The 19,445-nt window shown below is 33.2% G+C and carries 11 protein-coding genes; 5 read left to right on the forward strand and 6 right to left on the reverse strand.

Annotated features, from left to right (window positions below; all coding sequences use genetic code 11):
- Positions 1-232 precede the first annotated feature (232 nt).
- The 5 genes from Q4Q39_RS03305 to Q4Q39_RS03325 all read right to left on the reverse strand — a co-directional run bounded on the left by Q4Q39_RS03305 (position 233) and on the right by Q4Q39_RS03325 (position 5,692).
- Entirely contained in the window at positions 233-1,564 is a 1,332-nt protein-coding gene (locus Q4Q39_RS03305) for a DUF58 domain-containing protein (protein WP_303280940.1), read from the reverse strand.
- Positions 1,565-1,702: 138 nt separating this feature from the next.
- On the reverse strand, positions 1,703-2,770 hold the full coding sequence (locus Q4Q39_RS03310) for an AAA family ATPase (RefSeq protein ID WP_303280941.1): 1,068 nt from the start codon (positions 2,768-2,770) through the stop codon (positions 1,703-1,705).
- 2 nt (positions 2,771-2,772) lie between these two features.
- Positions 2,773-3,981: a DUF4350 domain-containing protein gene (locus Q4Q39_RS03315; protein WP_303280942.1), complete on the reverse strand. Its 1,209-nt coding sequence runs from the start codon at positions 3,979-3,981 to the stop codon at positions 2,773-2,775.
- Positions 3,981-4,673, reverse strand: coding sequence for a hypothetical protein (locus tag Q4Q39_RS03320; RefSeq protein ID WP_303280943.1), 693 nt, complete (start codon positions 4,671-4,673; stop codon positions 3,981-3,983). The genes Q4Q39_RS03315 and Q4Q39_RS03320 overlap by 1 nt, the downstream gene beginning before the upstream one ends.
- A 29-nt stretch (positions 4,674-4,702) precedes the next feature.
- Entirely contained in the window at positions 4,703-5,692 is a 990-nt protein-coding gene (locus Q4Q39_RS03325; RefSeq protein WP_303280944.1) for a stage II sporulation protein M, read from the reverse strand.
- 24 nt (positions 5,693-5,716) lie between these two features.
- On the opposite strand from Q4Q39_RS03325, the gene Q4Q39_RS03330 reads away from it, so the two are divergent.
- The 3 genes from Q4Q39_RS03330 (at position 5,717) to Q4Q39_RS03340 (ending at position 11,188) form a co-directional block, all read left to right on the forward strand.
- A complete protein-coding gene (locus Q4Q39_RS03330; protein WP_303280945.1) occupies positions 5,717-6,436 on the forward strand; it encodes an RDD family protein in 720 nt (239 codons plus the stop codon).
- Between the two features lie 253 nt (positions 6,437-6,689).
- Entirely contained in the window at positions 6,690-7,292 is a 603-nt protein-coding gene (locus tag Q4Q39_RS03335; RefSeq protein WP_303280946.1) for a trimeric intracellular cation channel family protein, read from the forward strand.
- Positions 7,293-8,041: 749 nt separating this feature from the next.
- Entirely contained in the window at positions 8,042-11,188 is a 3,147-nt protein-coding gene (locus Q4Q39_RS03340) for a sensor histidine kinase (RefSeq protein WP_303280947.1), read from the forward strand.
- Between the two features lie 7 nt (positions 11,189-11,195).
- Here the strand turns inward: Q4Q39_RS03340 and Q4Q39_RS03345 are convergent, their stop codons facing one another.
- The gene (locus Q4Q39_RS03345) at positions 11,196-11,957 is read right to left on the reverse strand and encodes a LytR/AlgR family response regulator transcription factor (RefSeq protein ID WP_303280948.1); all 762 of its coding nucleotides are present in this window, start codon (positions 11,955-11,957) and stop codon (positions 11,196-11,198) included.
- 834 nt (positions 11,958-12,791) lie between these two features.
- Here Q4Q39_RS03345 and Q4Q39_RS03350 point away from each other — a divergent pair.
- A complete protein-coding gene (locus Q4Q39_RS03350) occupies positions 12,792-13,673 on the forward strand; it encodes a sensor histidine kinase (RefSeq protein WP_303280949.1) in 882 nt (293 codons plus the stop codon).
- 268 nt (positions 13,674-13,941) lie between these two features.
- On the forward strand, positions 13,942-19,392 hold the full coding sequence (locus Q4Q39_RS03355; RefSeq protein ID WP_303280950.1) for a beta strand repeat-containing protein: 5,451 nt from the start codon (positions 13,942-13,944) through the stop codon (positions 19,390-19,392).
- The last annotated feature ends 53 nt before the right edge of the window (positions 19,393-19,445 follow it).

Below are 19,445 nucleotides of genomic sequence, written 5' to 3' on the forward strand. Positions count from 1 at the left end.
ATTAGACTCCAAAAAAACAAAGATTTAGCAAGTGATTTGAATCATTCACTACAGCAGTAGAATATAAAAGCGACTTTTAAGTCACTTTTTTAGTTTTATTTAGTATTCAGAGGTAAATTAACATGATGGAGAACGATATCAAGATCTGTTATGCAACTAAAAAAAATCTTTAACATAGGCAAAAACTTCTAATTTTCGCTTAAATCCAAAAAATCTAAATGAGTTCTGTATTCTAAAGTAATCCTCTTGCTTTAATTTCTAAGTATTTATTAATAGTATCTATGGTAAGATTTTCTGGTGTTGTTAAAATGGAATGGATGCCATATTTTTTTAATTCGTTTACAATAAGACGTTTTTCAAATGCGAATTTTTCGGCAATGACCTTATCGTAAACTTGTTGTACTGTTTCAGCCTTTTCGTTAATTAAAGTACTAAGTTCTGTGTTCTTAAAGAAAACAACTACCAATAGATGACTTTTAGAAATGGCTTTTAAATACGGTAATTGCCTGTTTAAACCATCTAGAGTCTCAAAGTTAGTATACATTAAAATAAGGCTTCTATGAGTAATGTGGCGCTTTATACTACCGTATAATCTGCTAAAATCACTTTCAAAAAAATCAGTTTTAACATTGTAAAGGGATTCTAAAATAAGTTGCATCTGTGAACTTCTTCTTTCTGCAACAACAACGTTGTCTATGTTTTTAGAAAATGAAAACATACCAGCTTTGTCATGCTTTTTTAAAACAACATTACTAATAACAAGAGCAGCATTAATGGCATAATCTAAAAGACTTAAACCGTTAAAAGGCATTTTCATTATACGCCCTTTATCTATAATAGAATATACAGGTTGCGATTTTTCATCTTGAAACTGATTGACCATCAGTTGGTTTTTCTTAGCTGTTGCTTTCCAGTTTATAGTACGTAAATCGTCTCCTAAAACATAATCTTTAATTTGCTCAAACTCCATAGAATGTCCAAGGCGCCTTACTTTTTTAAGTCCATATTCTAGTGAGTTTTTATTAATATTTAAAAGCTCAAACTTTTTTAATTGTTTGAAACTAGGGTAGGTAGGTACCATAGCACCTTCGTTGAAAGTATAACGCTTTGCAACTAAATTTATAACAGAGGAAGCATATATGTTTAGAAATCCAAAATGATACTCCCCACGTTCAATGGGTTTTAAATCATATTGAATGCCCCTTGTTTTACGTGAAGGAATGCTTTCCTTGATTTTAAAATCTCTAACCTGAAATTGTTCAGGAATTTCATCAATGACTTCTAAATAAACAGAAATAGAATAGTTATTTGTTATATTTAATTTTATCTGATTTTTATCACCGTTTGAAAACTTATCTGGTAGTATTCTAGTCGCTTCAATTTTGTTTTTTCCAATAAAGACAATTAGAAAATCTAAAAAGAATAAGAGCGCAAGCACTAATATAAAAAGCTGCGCTATGTTGAATAATAAAGGAATGAAATAACTTAAAGCAAACAATACCACAATGCCAATGCCTGCGTAAAAAAAGCGTGGTTGTATATAGAATGGTTTAAAAAATTTCAAGATTTGTTAAAAGTTAAAAGTTAAAAGTTAAAAGTTAAAAGTTAAAAGTGAGATTCTTCGCTTTGCTCAGAATGACATTGTTTTCTTATTTTGATTACTGATTACTGATTACTGAGACTGAATACTGTTTAATGAGAACTAACGTGGTATTTCTACGGTTTCAATAATTTGTTTTATAATTTGTTTGCTTGAAACACCTTCCATTTCTCGTTCTGGTGTAACAATAACTCTATGGTGTAATACAGGGATAGCAGCACGTTTTATATCTTCAGGAGTTACAAAATCACGTCCAGCCATAGCGGCAAATGCTTTACTGGACTTTAATATGGCAATGGATGCTCTAGGCGATGCTCCTAAATATAAAAATTGATTGCTACGAGTTGCTACAATAAGCTCTGCAATGTATTTAAGTAAATGTTTTTCTACTACAATCTGACTGACCAAGTTCTGGTATTTTACTATTTGATCGCCAGTTAAAAAAGGGGTAATAGCATCTGTTTTTAACTTATCTTTTAATTCATGTTCTCTAGAGAGTATTTCTATTTCTTCATCTAAATTAGGATAGTTAACATCAATTTTAAATAAAAATCGATCTAATTGCGCTTCAGGTAATCTATATGTTCCTTCTTGTTCTACTGGGTTTTGAGTTGCAAGAACAATAAATGGGGCATCTAGTTTAAATTTATTGCCATCAATTGTAATTTGTTGTTCTTCCATAACTTCAAATAATGCTGCTTGTGTTTTGGCAGGCGCTCTATTGATTTCATCAATAAGAATCATATTCGAAAAAATAGGCCCCTTTTTAAATTCAAATTCTGTTGTTTTTAAATTAAAAACCGAAGTTCCTAAAATATCACTAGGCATTAAATCTGGCGTGAATTGAATACGACTAAAACCAACACTTAAAGATTTTGCTAAGAGCTTAGCTGTAACCGTTTTTGCAACGCCGGGAACACCTTCTATAAGTGAGTGTCCTTTAGCTAAAAGCGATGCAATTAACATATCTACCATGTCTTTTTGGCCAACAATTATTTTACCAACTTCTTGTTTTATTTTGTTGACACTTTGTTGAAGTTCAGTTAAATCTAAACGATTTTGAAATTGCAAATTATTGGTATCATCCAAGGCACTACTATCAATCGATGATATGGTGTCTGATTTTGGTAAAAAATCCTGATGGTCTTGAGATTCTCTATTTTCGTCCATAATTATGTAGTATAAAAAGCTTCAATATGCTTATTTAATTTGATTAGGTTTTCTTCAAAAAATTCATTTTTTGATTTAAGCCAATTAATATAGTTGATTAATTTTTTAACATCATCTTTTTTCTTACCAGTTTTAGCTGCCAGTTTTATTATAAATTCATCATTTAGTGTAGATGTATCTAAATTATAATCAGTTCTTATTTTTTCTAAAAAATACGTTATTTTTTTATCAATTAAGTTTTTATGATCTTGAATATCATAATATAAATTAGATACCGTTTTTACAAAAGCTATGGTGGTATTTTGTAGTGGTTTTATAATTTTTATAATACGTTGTCTGCGTTTTGCATTAAATATCATAAATAAAAGACCAAAAATTAAAGCCGTATACCATGCCCATCTAAATGATAACTGTTCCAAAAACCAGCTTAAATTAGATTCTTTTTCAACCTCACCATCATACCCTGTTTGTATTTTTGTATAGGAATCAAAATACACATTGTTTTCTGGTAAATAGGATATTAAGCCTTCTACATATTTGTACCTGTCTTCCTTTAAAATGTTATAATTTGTAAAAGCTTTTGGTTCTAGGTGTAAGTATATATTTCCATCTCCAAAAGGAACCTGAATAAAGTTTACATGCTTGTAATCGATTTTAGAGTGCCCAAGTACCTTAAAATTTATACTATCGAAGCGAGAAAAATAACTATCACCTCTATTTTTATCTATAATTGTACTTTCTATATTTACATATTCAAGCGATTCGTATGATATACTGTCCTTTTTTTCATTTTCAATATAATCGATATCAATGTTTAAAGTGTCATGGATCTTTTGAGAAAAATAATAATCGGAGATAAATAATGTGTTACCAGCATCAACAAAGTTTAATAATTCATCTACCGAATCATCTTCTAAATAATCAGAATTCCCAATAATTATATAGTTCCCTTCTGCGACATGCTCTCCATAACCATCTTCAGAATTAACACTTAAATAACTACCTGGTTGATGGAAAACTGTCCGGATTTTAGAATCTTTAAAAAGATTTGACAATTCTTTATAGAATACACTAAGTCCGTAAGGCTCATTACTTTTTTCGTTAAAAGATTCCTCCCAATTTACAGTTTTAGTTCTCTTAACACCAATGACTACAGCAGCTGTTACCACCAGAGCAACAATTATGACGAGTATAGGTAAAATTTTCTTCATTATTTTACCAGGTTTAAAAGTGTTAAAAAATTATTTTTCGCCTTGTTATATTGCTCTATATTTAGTGTGAATTTACCATACCAGATATAATTGTATAAATATAAGATGTATGCGAATTTCTCATTAAAAGGCTTCTCACTTATTTCGTTTAAATATTCGCTATTAGTTTTATCGTCTTCAAATTTTATATGATTTTTTAAACTGAGTGTTTTTAAAACCAATAGGTAGTAATATCTAATGGCTAACCTGTAATTATTATCGTTTTCAGCATTTTTTATTAGCGTATGTATATCTGCATGCTCAATGTTTTCTGCTGTTATTTCGTTATAATTGTTAAGGGGTTTGTTTTTTCTTGAAGAAAATAAACCCGAACCACCTTCATTTAGTAAAATGTATACCAAATAAACAACCGCTATGCCTATAGCTAGATAAAATAACCAGCCAAGAGGGCCAAGGTTTATACTAATGTCTTCTGTGTTGTTTTTTTCTCGTTGCCTTACCTTTCCACTTTTGTAGTCTTCATATTTACCAGAACCAACTTCGGTTTCACGTACTACCTTTCTACCGTCATAATTGTATTTATCACTAGAATATCGGTCTTTAAAATCGTCATCAAATTGTCTTATTTGTTCAGGTCTTTGTAGTGTGTTAGAACTAAAAGCATTTTGGTAGCAACAAACTATCGCAAACAAAAAGAAGATTATATGTAATCTATTGAATTTCAATTAAGAGTTGGGCTTGTAATTTGGGGTTGGGTAATTTGTTTCTGGACTTTAAAAGGGTAAACTAAATAGTAATAACTAATAATGCTTAGTGTTATTAATATGATCCCTGTTGATAACCAATTAGGCATAATGTTGGAATACCGTGTAATAAAACCTTCCAAAAACCCAGCGAAAAAGGTAAAAGGAAAGGTGCTTATTAAAATTTTAATACCCGTTTTTGCGCCTTGTTTAAATGACGTGTATCTGGAATGCGTTGCAGGAAATAAAATACTGGCTCCTAGAATAAGACCAGCAGCAGCTTCAATAACTATAGCAAAAATTTCCATAGCGCCATGTATCCAAATACCACGAACACTTTCCCATAAAACATCTTTTTCGTAAAAGAAGTATTGAAACGATCCTAACATGATGCAGTTTTTAAACATAATGTAGAGTGTACCAATTCCTAAAAAAACGCCTAAAACAAATGCAATAATACCAACACGTAGGTTGTTTATAGTAATACCAATAAAACTCCCCCAATTACTACCACTTTTATAAACGGCTACGGGATCTCCGGCTTCAATATTTTCTATAGACATGTCTACGTAGTTATCTCCTAATACCGAACGTACAAATTCTCCATCATTAGCGGCAGAAATAACCCCAATAAAGGTAAAAGCAAAAAAGATGATAAACGCGATGTAAATAAATTTTCGGTATTGATAGCAAATTAGTGGCACTTCGGTTTTCCAAAATCCAACAATTCTATTGGTATCTTCCCGTTTAGTTTTATAAATTTTTTGAAATGCTTTGGCGGCTAACTGATTAAGGTATATAATAACCTTACTTTTAGGGTAGTAGGTTTGCGCATAGGCTAGGTCATTTATTAAATGAATGTACTGTGAGGCAAGTTCGTCGGGGTCTTCAAAATCATTATTAAAGACAGCCCTTTCAAAACTTAACCATTTTTCCTTATTTTGCTTAATAAATGAAACTTCCCTCATATATTTGATAAATTAAAATATAAAATGTCAGAGTTACAAATTAACACGACCCAAAATGTGAAAATAACGTTCAATGCTGCAGGTGGTGGAGAAAGATTGCTAGCATTTATACTGGATATGATTATTAAAATTGGATATTTATTAATTTTAAATAAAATATTTGGTGTTTTTGAAGGGATGGACGAATGGTCACAAATCGGTATTAATACGATTTTGAGTTTCCCTGTTATGTTTTATACTTTGACTTTAGAGGCTTTTTTTCAGGGACAAACTATTGGTAAACGGGCTCTTAAAATTAGAGTCGTTAAAATTGATGGATACCAAGCATCATTGTCTGATTATGTGGTACGTTGGTTTTTTAGAATTGTAGACGTTTATATATTTGGATTGGGTTTCTTCGTGATGCTGTCTAATAAAAAAACGCAAAGAATAGGGGATATGGCAGCAGGTACTGCAGTGATAATGTTAAAAGATAGTGTGAATATCAGTCATACTATTTTAGAGAATTTAAAACAAGATTACAAACCAACATATCCTGATGTTATTAAATTATCTGATAATGATGCTCGTATTATAAAAGATACATTTATTACAGCAAGAGCTGCAAATGATTATAAAACATTAATAAAGTTGAGAACAAAAATAGTTGAAGTCGTTGGGATAAAGGATGTGAAACAAAAAACGAATACTCAATTTATTGATGTTATTTTAAAAGATTACAATTTTTACACTCAAGACATGTAAGCAGAGAACCACTTTTTCTTTTTAGAAAACGTGTGTGAATCGCTTATCCCGAGCGTAGTCGAGGGATCTAAAGTGTAATTTGTGATAACAATAAGAGAACCACTTTTTCTTTTTAGAAAACGTGTGTGAATCGCTTATCCCGAGTAGAGCCGAGGGATCTAAAGCGTAATTTGTGATAATAATTAAGAGAACCACTTTTTTTAGAAAAAGAGATTACATCGCTTATACTGAGCATATAAATAAAATTAAAAATATGTTTTACACCATAGATATTTTAGGAACCATTGCTTTTGCTATTTCTGGTGTATTGGTGGCAATCAATAAAAAAATGGATTTATTCGGAATTCTTATTATTGGATTTGTTACAGCGGTTGGCGGTGGTACACTTAGAGATTTACTTATAGGTAACACGCCAGTAGGTTGGATGAAAGATATTACGTTTACTTATGTTATTATAGCGTCTGCTGTTTTTGCAATACTTTTTAGAAGTAAAATCAACTATTTACGGACCTCTTTATTTTTATTTGATACTATTGGTATAGGTTTATATACTTTAGTTGGTATAGAAAAAGGATTGAATGCTGAATTGCACCCTATTATTTGCATAGCTTTAGGGACTATGACCGCTAGTTTTGGTGGTGTTTTACGTGATATTTTGTGTAATGAAATCCCTGTTATTTTTAGAAAAGAAATTTATGCTACCGCTTGTATACTTGGAGGCATTACCTATTTTTTATTAAGTGAATTACCTATAGAAAATAATCTTGTTTTTATAATATCTGGCGTGGTAGTTATAGTAACCAGGTTATTAGCAGTCAAGTTTAAAATAGCGTTACCAATTGCTTATAAAGATTAATATACTGAATTCTGGTATTTAATCGAAAAGAATTCCTCGAGGCTTTGCCGAGGATAGTCCGTTTCAAGAAATTCTTTATTTGAAAGTAATCAATGGAGGTAAATTATCAAGTAAAAAGTTAAATTAAAATAAAGCACCTTCACAAAAAACATGACCTATAAATCCTTAAATTGTATCAGAGTAGCAGATTTATGTATCTACCTTTTTCTTCTTTTTGAAACTTTTATAATCTCTTATGTAGCAAAATGTAAAGTGAATAACAAAGGCAAAAGTTATAAATGCTATGTAGATAATGAACATCATGACAAGCAAAGTAGATAGTTTTTGAAAAGATGTAGGTATAATTTCCATTGACCAGTTTTTAATTAATAAAAGTTTGATAAAACTATTTTTTAAAAATGAATGGATCTATTTCAATTATACGAACGGCCTGTATAATTTTGCAAGTGGGCTATTAAATCAATGAGCGTTAATAATTATTATAAAAACAAGTAAAACCTTTATTGAAAATGTATTTATGGTATAAGGTTAGAAGTATATAGTTTGTATCTACGACGATTCTATTAAATTTATCAAATAATTGGTTAACACTATATTTTGAAGATATTTGGTCTATTTATTTAATTTTTTGAATGCATCATAATATTTATAAACAAGCTAAAAGTTTATCTTAGCAATAAGCAATACTGTTTCTAATTAGAAACGGTATAAATCTATACACTCACTTTTTAAATGGGCTGCCTTGAATAATGAAACTTCCTCTTTTTATATATTTTCTAATTTTCAGCACTTTATTTTATGGACAGGAATATACTATAAGAAATATTGGTGTTAACACGAATGGAGAAACACCAAAAATTAGAAATAAAATAGGGGTAGATCATCATGGGTTTTTATGGTATTCTACCAATAATGGTTTGATAAAGGATTTTGAAACCCACGCCATCCTTTCTTCTTTTTTAGAGAAACATAAAAAAAATCCACCCAAAATAATACATGTAATTTTTTTTGATAGCTGGCACAGGATATGGGTATGTGCCGATACTGGGGTTTTTGTATCGAATGAAAGTTTAGATAAAAGTTTTGATAAGATAAACTTCAAACAGCTTTTAAAAGGGGAGGAATTTGCGGTAACCAACTTTATCGAAGGTTGCAATGGAAATGTATGGATGGCTACTGTTAATAACCAGATTTTAAAAGCAGATCGTTTTTTCTCAATTGAAAAATATGAAATCCCTGAAATAGCCCCTGAGTATTTGGATACTACCTATTTTATGAGGAATTTTTTGATTTTTGAAAGGGTGATCGACTGCAGTAAAATCTTGTGCAGGCAAGGACGCAAACTATTTATCCTTGAAAATGGAAAAGTAAATTTAATTGCAGATTTTACTGCTACAATAAATTATAAGAAGCATGAGTACATGAATCCCGAATGGGAATTTAATGGTGGTGATGGTTTGCTCATTACAAATGATGGTGACATTTTTCCTAAATCTAAAGAAACACATTATACATATAAAGGAGACGTTTATGGAGTTAATTTTATAAAAGATTTACATATACAGATAGTCAATCTGCCTTTGCAAGAGATGATTGTCATTACCAAAGACCAAAACCCCCTATTAAAGAGCTATGCCGATTTAATAGGTGTTGATGACTTTGGGAAAAAATTATGCTTCTATAAAATGGAAGAAATAAACAAGAGTTTTCATCTAAAAAAAACATATGAAATCCCATTTTCTTATGCGATCGACGATGTTGTAATTGATAAGAACGACATTATCTATGTAAGTAGTTATAATCGAATTAGTAAAATAAGATTTAGGAAGAGTGGGTTCCATAAAATTCTTTATGATTTTAAGAAACGAAATGTAAGTACAAGAGGGTTTTTGGAATTACCAAATGAAGATATCCTCATAGCTAGTTATTCAGGAATATTTAAACTTAAACATTCTAATAATAATGATGGTGGCGCTGATGTACCAAAGAATGTTTTTCCGTCGTTAAATTACATCAGATCGTTTTTAAAAACCAGCGATTCTACAGCATGGTGTATAGGCGAGAATAAAAAGCTTACAAAAATAAATTTTCTTGAAGATAAGATTCTTGAACATCATGCTTTTGATACACATTGGAAATTAGGTAATTTACAATACTATGATATCCTAAAACATACAGACTCTACCTTTTTAATTGCCAGTAATTTTGGTCTTCAAGAGTTTAATACTAAGCAAAAAGAATTCAGAGAATTATCGATACTTCCAGTTAATAATAATCAGGAGGTTTTTGTAAGAGACCTTCATAAAACAGAAGATAAATTATATATTACTACAGATAGGAACGGACTATTTATAAAGGATTTAAAAACGGGAACGTTTTTAACTCTTAAAAAAGATGATGATAACAGTACATTAGATTTTCCTACCAATAAAATTTATATGATTCTTCTGGATCAACAAAAAAACTTATGGTTGGCTACAGACGTGGGAGCAATTTGTGTAGACAAAGATTTAAAAAAAATACTGACTATAGACAGAACATTTGGACTTACCAATTCTAATGTGATTGGGATCATAGAGGATGCTAATGGAAATATGTGGTTTAGTACCTATGGAGGGCTTTTCAAATATGATAAAAAGACTAACAAAGTAGCTTCGTTTTTTATAGAAGACGGACTAACTTTTAATGATTTTAACCAAAATTCATACTTCAAATCATCAAAAAATAAAATATACTTTGGAGGAGTTAATGGCATCATAGCATTCGATAGTATTAATGGTGGCACAGTACCCGAAAAAATCAAAATATTCCCTACCAAGTTTGAATATTACGATAATGATAAAGAAAAAGAGATAAGAATAGATGTCTTAAATGAAGCCGGGTATCGTTTCAATTTACCTTACAATAGAAATTCGCTTTCAATTTCATATACTATTAACGATTGTTTTAATACGGAAAACAATCGGTATTTATATAAGTTGGATGGATTTACGAACGATTGGATAAACTTGGGCAATCAAACTACGCTAAAATTGTTATCAATACCCCCGGGACATTATGCTTTGAGGATTAAAGGGTTAAATTCGGCAGGGTTAGAATCATCCAATGAGTTGCTTTACAACGTTCATGTATCAGAGGTTTTTTATAAACAGCTTTGGGTTCAGGTTATTGTAGCGCTATTATTTCTGGGATTATTTAGTTATGGTATATTAAACCGTACGCTTAAGCAACGAAAAAAATATCGATTATACCTAGCCATGGTTGAGTTGGAGCGAAAATCATTAAGAACTCAAATGCATCCACATTTTATGTTTAACATGTTAAATATGGTAAGGAAAAAGATAAGAGAAGGGAAATTGTCCGAATTGGAAAATTATGTATCTGCTTTTTCCAGCCTTATGCGGTTTACTTTAGATATAACCAGAAATGATAATATTCTTCTCTCAAAAGAAATACAATATATTAAGAATTATATAATACTAATTAATGCTGAAGGGGGAAATAAAATTGTTTTTGCCATTCAATGTGAACCAAAAATTAATATCAATAACACTTTTATTCCCTCCATGATTTTGCAGCCTATAATAGAGAATTGCATTTTACATGCTTTTCCTATAGAACAAAAAGACAAACTCATCATTTTGAAAATTGAAAAGGTTATTCGGACAAAGCAGTTAATATTGACCATAAAGGATAATGGTTTAGGGATTTACAATATTGAAAACAGAGGAGAAACGAATCAAGAACATCAACCCTACGCAACACAAATATTGTATGAAAGGTTAAAACTGATGAACCAAACAACTAAAAGAAAATTTGGCTATGAAATTATAACCGAAGATTTAAAGAATGAAGGACAAAGGGGCACACGAGTTACTATTAAAATTCCTTATTAGTTGCTTTTTAATCTGATTTAACGTAGGGGTTTTGACTTTGTTTATCAAAAATTTCCAATAAAACTTTTCTCCTTCTCCTTGCTACAGGAATATGTTCATCGTTATCTAGTACTAATGTGCCGTCGGGAAAGAACTTTTTAATTTTTTTGAGATTCACCAAGTGAGATTTATGCGTTCTAAAAAACAAAGGCATCGTTAAAAAGTTTTCAAAATGCTTAATACCATAAGAACTTAAATAAATAGTGCCATCTACTAGATATATTTTCGCATAGCCATCTAGGCTTTCTAGCCGAACAATATCTATTGTTTTTGAAAAATAGATACATCCCAATGTAGGAATAGCAATTTTTTTATTCTCTAAAGCAAGACTATCAATAAGTAGTTTGTTATTTATGCTATCTATTTTATTGTTGGGCAATCGTTGTAAAGCTTTAGTTATTGTGCTAATAAACTTAGCTTCATTAAAAGGTTTTAATAAAAATCCGATGGCAAAATGACGATAAGCTTCAATAGCAAACTTATCGTGTGCAGTACAAAAGACAACCTCAGTATTTGGAGACTTCAAGTGTGTAAGTAAATCGAGACCATTTAAATCGGGCATTTCAACATCTACAATTAACAAATCTGGTTTATGCTTGTTGAGGTATTGTAACCCTTCAATAGGGTTTGTGAAGCATATAACGGTCTCAAAATAGGTAAAGTTTTTCGCTAATAATTCCTTACAATATTCTATGTCGTGTATGTCGTCGTCTATTATTACAATAGTCATTTTAAAGTGCCTGTAAAGTTGATGTAAGTAAAAGTAAACAAATTATAAAACTTCTTTATATCTAAGAAAAGAAATAGACTATTTATGTTGCTATAAGTAATATAATAGTATTATCTAATGCATTTTGTTTACTTTCTAAAGCTTACTAATATGTCTTGTATTATTAAACTACCAGAAGTTTGCGTATAAGTACCTATTAGCAAATGAAACCTGCCGTTCCCTTAATCGCCACTATTTAAGTAAGCTTCACTTGCTAATTTTACATGAAATTATAATGCTTGAATAAGGTAATACTTGTATAAAAAGTTGCTCTAAAAAGCTTACTCCCTCACATTTTTCAATTTTTAAAGTCTAGTTGTAAAGTATATAATAAAACTTTATAAAATGAGCCATAATAAATAAGGTGATACCAACCGAGATGATTATTGGCGAATTACATCTGACTTATAAAAATAATAGAAATTTAAACAGATGAAAAGCTGTTAATACTGTTTTGATAGCTGTTCAAAAAATAAAAAGCACCAATAAAACCTACAAACAATGAATCAAATTACGCTCCATTTCTTTTTAAATGCTACCATGAAGTATTCAATAACACATCTTTATCGATCAATCCAAAAGAGAACGAAGGTCTAACGACGAAATAATTCAGTTTTAGAGAGGTTTATTTTAAACTTAGATAGTTCAAGCTCAGATGTTACATTCATTTTTAATGCATATAACACGGTGCAATTCATAATAAGTACTCTAAAAAAGCGATCAGATATTCATGTTGACTCTCTTCTAAACGGGGGTTGAATTATTATTAAAAAAAACAAACAAATCCAATTCAGTATGACTCAATTATTATCAACACACCAGCATATAGTTTTAATTTTTTTGGGATTAACAGCTATTATATTAGCAATAGTATTTTTACTATGTGTTAATGAATTCAGAAAAAACAAGACGACACTTAGTAAGCGTCTAAGACAACAAAACCTACAGATAAGTTCTCAGGAAAAAGCACTAAACTTTGTTAAGGAAATTTTCATTCCAATAATATCTCATGACTATAGATTGCCTTTGGTAAATATTAAAAATACTTTATCGCGGGTTCAATTGGATGAAAACTATAAGGAACAAGATTTTAAAAAAGCTTTAAAGGAGTTAGATCTGCAAATAACCAATACTCTCAGTTTTATAGACAATATTTTGCTTTGTGCAAAAAACAAGCTGATTCATGGAGATGATGATTTACATCTAATATCAATAGAATGTTTTATTAATAGAAATATAGATTTAATGAAACAACCTATTTCTGAAAAGCATTTAAAAGTTTTTGTGAGTTTATCCGATGCATTGTGCAAAAAACAAGTTTTACCAGTTTCTATTGTAGATACAGCAATTCGTAATTTATTATCTAATGCTATAAAAGCAGCTCCCAAATTTAGTGTCATAGATATAAACGGTTCTAAGCAGGCTAATAATTTAATAATATCTGTAACAGATAAAGGGAAGGGGCTAACCGAATATGAAATAAAAAACCTGTTTGAAATCCCATTGAGAACAAAAGCGTCATTAAATAATAAACTTCAATTAATATCCAGTTGGGGTATTGGTTTACAGTTGGTTAAAAATCTTTTGGAAAGCTGTCAAGGCAAGATATGGGTAAAACCTCATAAAGGGATGGCTCAAGGGACTACATTCGGATTTACAGTTCCAATACATGAATGATAAACCTTATTGTACTTATCGCATTGAAGCCTTTAAAAGCGTATTAAGTAATTTTTGTTTTCCGTTTGTTTCTTATTTCGGTTGCTCGTTGCATGAAAACGCCTACTTGTAGGTTTATTCTTTGCATAGAATGTTATTAGGATAACCTTTGACAAATGTATTAAGAGGTGTGAGTACATCTAAATATAAATTCAAGGACTAAGTAAAATAATACTTGGTTCAACAAAAAATAAATAACCATAAAATATTAAAGTAAATTTTTCTGCTTATGAAAACAATTAAACTTTTAGGATTATTAGTATGCCTATCTTTTTCTGCATTAACCAATGCGCAGGTTGGTATTGGGAACACACTTCCAGATAACTCTGCTCAATTAGATATTACGGCATCAGATAAGGGGTTGCTTATCCCAAGAGTTGCATTACAAAGTACAACAGATGTTACAACAATAACTAACGGCAATGTAAACAGTCTTATTGTGTATGCAACAGAAACAATTGGGGACGTAACCCCTGGATATTATTATTGGGTAGAGTCTAGTGCTGCTTGGAAAAGAATTGTTAATGATGAAGATGTATCAACATTCGAAACACTTACAACTTTTAGGCTTCGAGCAGATGGTATTACGTTAGAGTATATGGATGAAAATGGTGACCAAAGTACGGTAGACCTTTCTACGGTAATAAACAATGCAGAGACATTGACCTCATTGGTAGATAATGGAGATGGTACCGTAACTTATACCGATGAGGATAGTGTTGCCAATATAGTTGCTATTTCTGTTAATTCAGATAATATCAACATTACCGATAATACTATTGATATAGATAACGATGGTAATACCGATGTTAATGTCACGTTACAGGATGTAATAAATAACATAACTACCATTATAAATGCCAATGAAACTTTAACAACATTAGGTTTAAATGCAGACGGTATTAATTTGGATTACATGGATGAGGATGGTGTTGTTACTCAAATAGACTTGTCAGCAATTATTGCTAATCTGGAAACGCTAACGTCCTTAACGAGTGACCAAGCAACAGGCACATTAACCTATACAGATGAAGATGGCGTAACAAATTCCATAACGATTTATGCAAATTCAGATAATATCAACATTACCGATAATACTATAGATATAGATAACGATGGTAATACAGATGTTAATGTGACCCTTCAAGATGTAATAAACAACATTACCAATATTGTAAATGCCAACGAAACCTTGACTACTATAGGTTTAAATGTAGATGGAAGGAATTTGGATTATATGGATGAGGATGGCGTAGTTACACAAATAGATTTAGCTCCGATTATTGATAATTTAGAAACTGTAACATCAATCAGTATAAATCAAGTATTGGGAACTATAACTTATAATGATGAGGATGGAGGGGCTACGGTGCTTAATGTAGGGGCGTTAGTTACAGCTAATGAAACGGCTACTAATTTATCACAAAACAATACCAATGGTCTTATTACTTATGTTAATGAGTTAGGGGTCAATCAAACTGCAGATGTTACAAGTATTGATGTAGGTAACCTTATTACTACAGGAACCGATGGCGGTTCATATATTGACAATGCTTTAATAACTGCGGGTACAGCAGATGGAACATTAACATCTACAGGCAATACAGTAACTATTTCTGGAACACCAACCAATTCTATGTTCGAAGATGTTAATGTTGAGGTAAATGTGGCAGGCTTAACAGGGGATGGAAATATTACTTCACCTGGTAACTCAATTATAGTGAGTGGGGACTCTAATGCTTTATTAGGAGATGTTACTCTTGAAGCCCGAGATAATCAAAATATTATAGATTTTACTGTAGTTGGAAATAATTTAGAGCTTGAACTAGAAAGAGGTAATAGAAGAATAGTTCCCTTGGCAAATATAGATACGGACGACCAGACGGTTACAGATTTCAGTATAGTAGGGAATGATTTAAGCATTACGCTAGAAGATGGTAATATCGCAACAGTAGCCTTAGCAGATATCGCAGCAGGAGTAGACACTAACACAACTAATACAGCTTTTGCCATAGTAGGCAGTGATTTGGTCATTACAGATTCCGACGGCAATACGGTAAGTGCAGCTTTGGCAGACATAGCGGCAGGCGTAGATACGGATGACCAGACGGTTACAGACTTCAGTATAGTAGGGAATGATTTAAGTATCACCTTAGAGGATGGTAATACCGCCACAATAGCCTTAGCAGATATCGCAGCTGGTGTAGATACCAATACAACAAACACTGCTTTTGCTATAGTAGGTAGTGATTTGGTCATTACAGATTCAGACGGCAATACGGTAAGTGCAACTTTGGCAGATATCGCCGCAGGTGTAGATACGGATGACCAGACGGTTACAGACTTCAGTATAGTGGGGAATGATTTAAGTATCACCTTGGAAGATGGTAATACCGCAACAGTAGCCTTAGCAGATATCGCAGTAGGCGTAGATACGGATGACCAGACGGTTACAGATTTCAGTATAGTGGGGAATGATTTAAGTATCACCTTGGAAGATGGTAATACTGCCACAGTAGCCTTGGCAGATATCGCATCAGGAGTAGACACTAACACAACTAATACAGCTTTTGCCATAGTAGGCAGTGATTTGGTCATTACAGATTCCGACGGCAACACGGTAAGTGCAGCTTTGGCAGACATAGCGGCAGGAGTAGATACGGATGACCAGACGGTTACAGACTTCAGTATAGTGGGGAATGATTTAAGTATCACCTTGGAAGATGGTAATACCGCCACAGTAGCCTTAGCAGATATCGCAGCTGGTGTAGATACCAATACAACGAACACTGCTTTTGCCATAGTAGGCAGTGATTTGGTCATTACAGATTCAGATGGCAATACGGTAAGTACAACTTTGGCAGACATAGCCGCAGGCGTAGATACGGACGACCAGACGGTTACAGATTTCAGTATAGTAGGGAATGATTTAAGTATCACCTTGGAAGATGGTAATACAGCCACAGTGGCCTTGGCAGATATCGCAGTAGGCGTAGATACGAATACAACGAACACTGCTTTTGCTATAGTAGGCAGTGATTTGGTCATTACAGATTCAGATGGCAATACGGTAAGTGCAGCTTTGGCGGACATAGCCGCAGGCGTAGATACGGATGACCAGACGGTTACAGATTTTAGTATAGTGGGGAATGATTTAAGCATTACGCTAGAAGATGGCAATACCGCAACAGTGGCCTTGTCAGATATCGCAGTAGGCGTAGATACCAATACAACGAACACTGCTTTTGCCATAGTAGGCAGTGATTTGGTCATTACAGATTCCGACGGCAACACGGTAAGTGCAGCTTTGGCAGATATAGCGGCAGGCGTAGATACGGATGACCAGACGGTTACAGACTTCAGTATAGTTGGGAATGATTTAAGTATCACCTTGGAAGATGGTAATACCGCCACAGTGGCCTTGGCAGATATTGCAGCAGGCGTAGATACCAATACAACGAATACAGCTTTTGCTATAATAGGAACAGATTTAGTACTTACAGATTCAGATGGGAATAACGTAAGTGCCCCATTATCAAGTTTAGCAACAGGTATTGATACCAATACCACCAATATAGCTTTTGCCATCGTCGGCAGTGATTTGGTCATTACAGATTCAGACGGCAATACGGTAAGTGCAGCTCTGGCAGACATAGCCGCAGGTGTAGATACGGATGACCAGACGGTTACGGACTTCAGTATAGTTGGGAATGATTTAAGTATCACCTTGGAAGATGGTAATACCGCCACAGTGGCCTTGGCAGATATCGCGGCAGGCGTAGATACGGATGACCAGACGGTTACAGACTTCAGTATAGTTGGGAATGATTTAAGTATCACCTTAGAAGATGGTAATACCGCCACAGTAGCCTTGACAGATATAGCAGCAGGTGTAGATACCAATACAACGAACACTGCTTTTGCCATAGTAGGAACAGATTTGGTAATTACAGATTCAGATGGTAACACAGTAAGTACAACTTTGGCAGACATAGCCGCAGGCGTAGATACGGATGACCAGACGGTTACAGACTTCAGTATAGTGGGGAATGATTTAAGTATCACCTTGGAAGATGGTAATACCGCAACAGTAGCCTTAGCAGATATCGCAGCAGGTGTAGACACTAATACAACGAACACAGCTTTTGCCATAGTAGGCAGTGATTTAGTCATTACAGATTCCGACGGCAATACGGTAAGTGCAACCTTGGCGGATATCGCAGCAGGTGTAGATACGGATGACCAGACGGTTACCGACTTCAGTATAGTTGGGAATGATTTAAGCATCACCTTGGAAGATGGTAATACAAGCACAGTAGCCTTGGCAGACATAGCAGCAGGTGTAGACACTAATACGACGAACACAGCTTTTGCCATAGTAGGCAGTGATTTGGTCATTACAGATTCCGACGGCAATACGGTAAGTGTAACTTTGGCAGACATAGCGGCAGGCATAGATACGGATGATCAAACCGTTACAGATTTCAGTATAGTGGGGAATGATTTAAGCATCACCTTGGAAGATGGTAATACAGCCACAGTGGCCTTGGCAGATATCGCAGCAGGCGTAGATACGAATACAACGAATACAGCTTTTGCCATCGTAGGAACAGATTTAGTACTTACAGATTCAGATGGAAATAATGTAAGTGCCCCATTATCAAGTTTAGCAACAGGTATTGATACCAATACCACCAATATAGCTTTTGCCATCGTCGGCAGTGATTTGGTCATTACAGATTCAGACGGCAATACGGTAAGTGTAACTTTGGCAGACATAGCGGCAGGCGTAGATACCGATGATCAAACGGTTACGGACTTCAGTATAGTGGGGAATGATTTAAGTATCACCTTAGAAGATGGTAATACAGCCACAGTAGCCTTGGCAGATATCGCAGCAGGCGTAGATACCAATACCACCAATGCAAGTCTAGCAGTAGTAGGCAGTGATTTAGTGATTACAGATTCAGATGCTAACACGGTAAGTGTAGCCTTAGCAGATATAACTACAGCTGCAGAAACACCATTAGCTGTAACTACAGATGGTACAGCTACAGGAGTAGCATTATCAGGGACAAGTGATCATACAGCAGATATTACCTTGTTAAGTACAGATGCCAATAATGTTTTGTCTACAGGTACAGACGGTGGGGTATTTATAGACGCCAATGCAACAGTAACAGATAAAATGGTATTTAGTGCAGAATATGCCGGAGCAACACTTAGTGCAGACGGATCAAGTAATGTCATTACCATTACTAGTGACAATTCGGGAGCACCCACATTTATGAATTATTACGAAGCTAGCAATTTTGAAACAGATGGAGGTACTAATGATTATGATGTGGTATTACGCCTAACAGTCCCTAATGATTTTAATAGTTGGTCTAGCACAACACCAGCAATGGTTATTGATTTTCAAGGAACGGCAAATGCCTCTTTTGAAGCAGATGTCTTTGAAGAAGGAAGTGGCGTAGCGTTACAAAATAATGGACCAGTAGCTGGCTCAGGAGCTTTTACAGAAAGTACGATAGCGCTTAATGCAGCTTTAGCGTCAGCAGTAGCTGGAGATACACTTATTATAGTTGTTAAACTAACAGTATCAGATGTTGCGATTCAAGGAGCAAGTTTTATACGTATAGGGGACATTACATTAAACTATAATAAAAACAGGTATTAGGTTGGATTAATAGCAAGCCTTGTTAGCTCTATTTATTTAGAGTTACAAGGCTT

This window comes from Flavivirga amylovorans, from assembly GCF_030540875.1.
GTDB classification, from domain to species: domain Bacteria; phylum Bacteroidota; class Bacteroidia; order Flavobacteriales; family Flavobacteriaceae; genus Flavivirga; species Flavivirga amylovorans.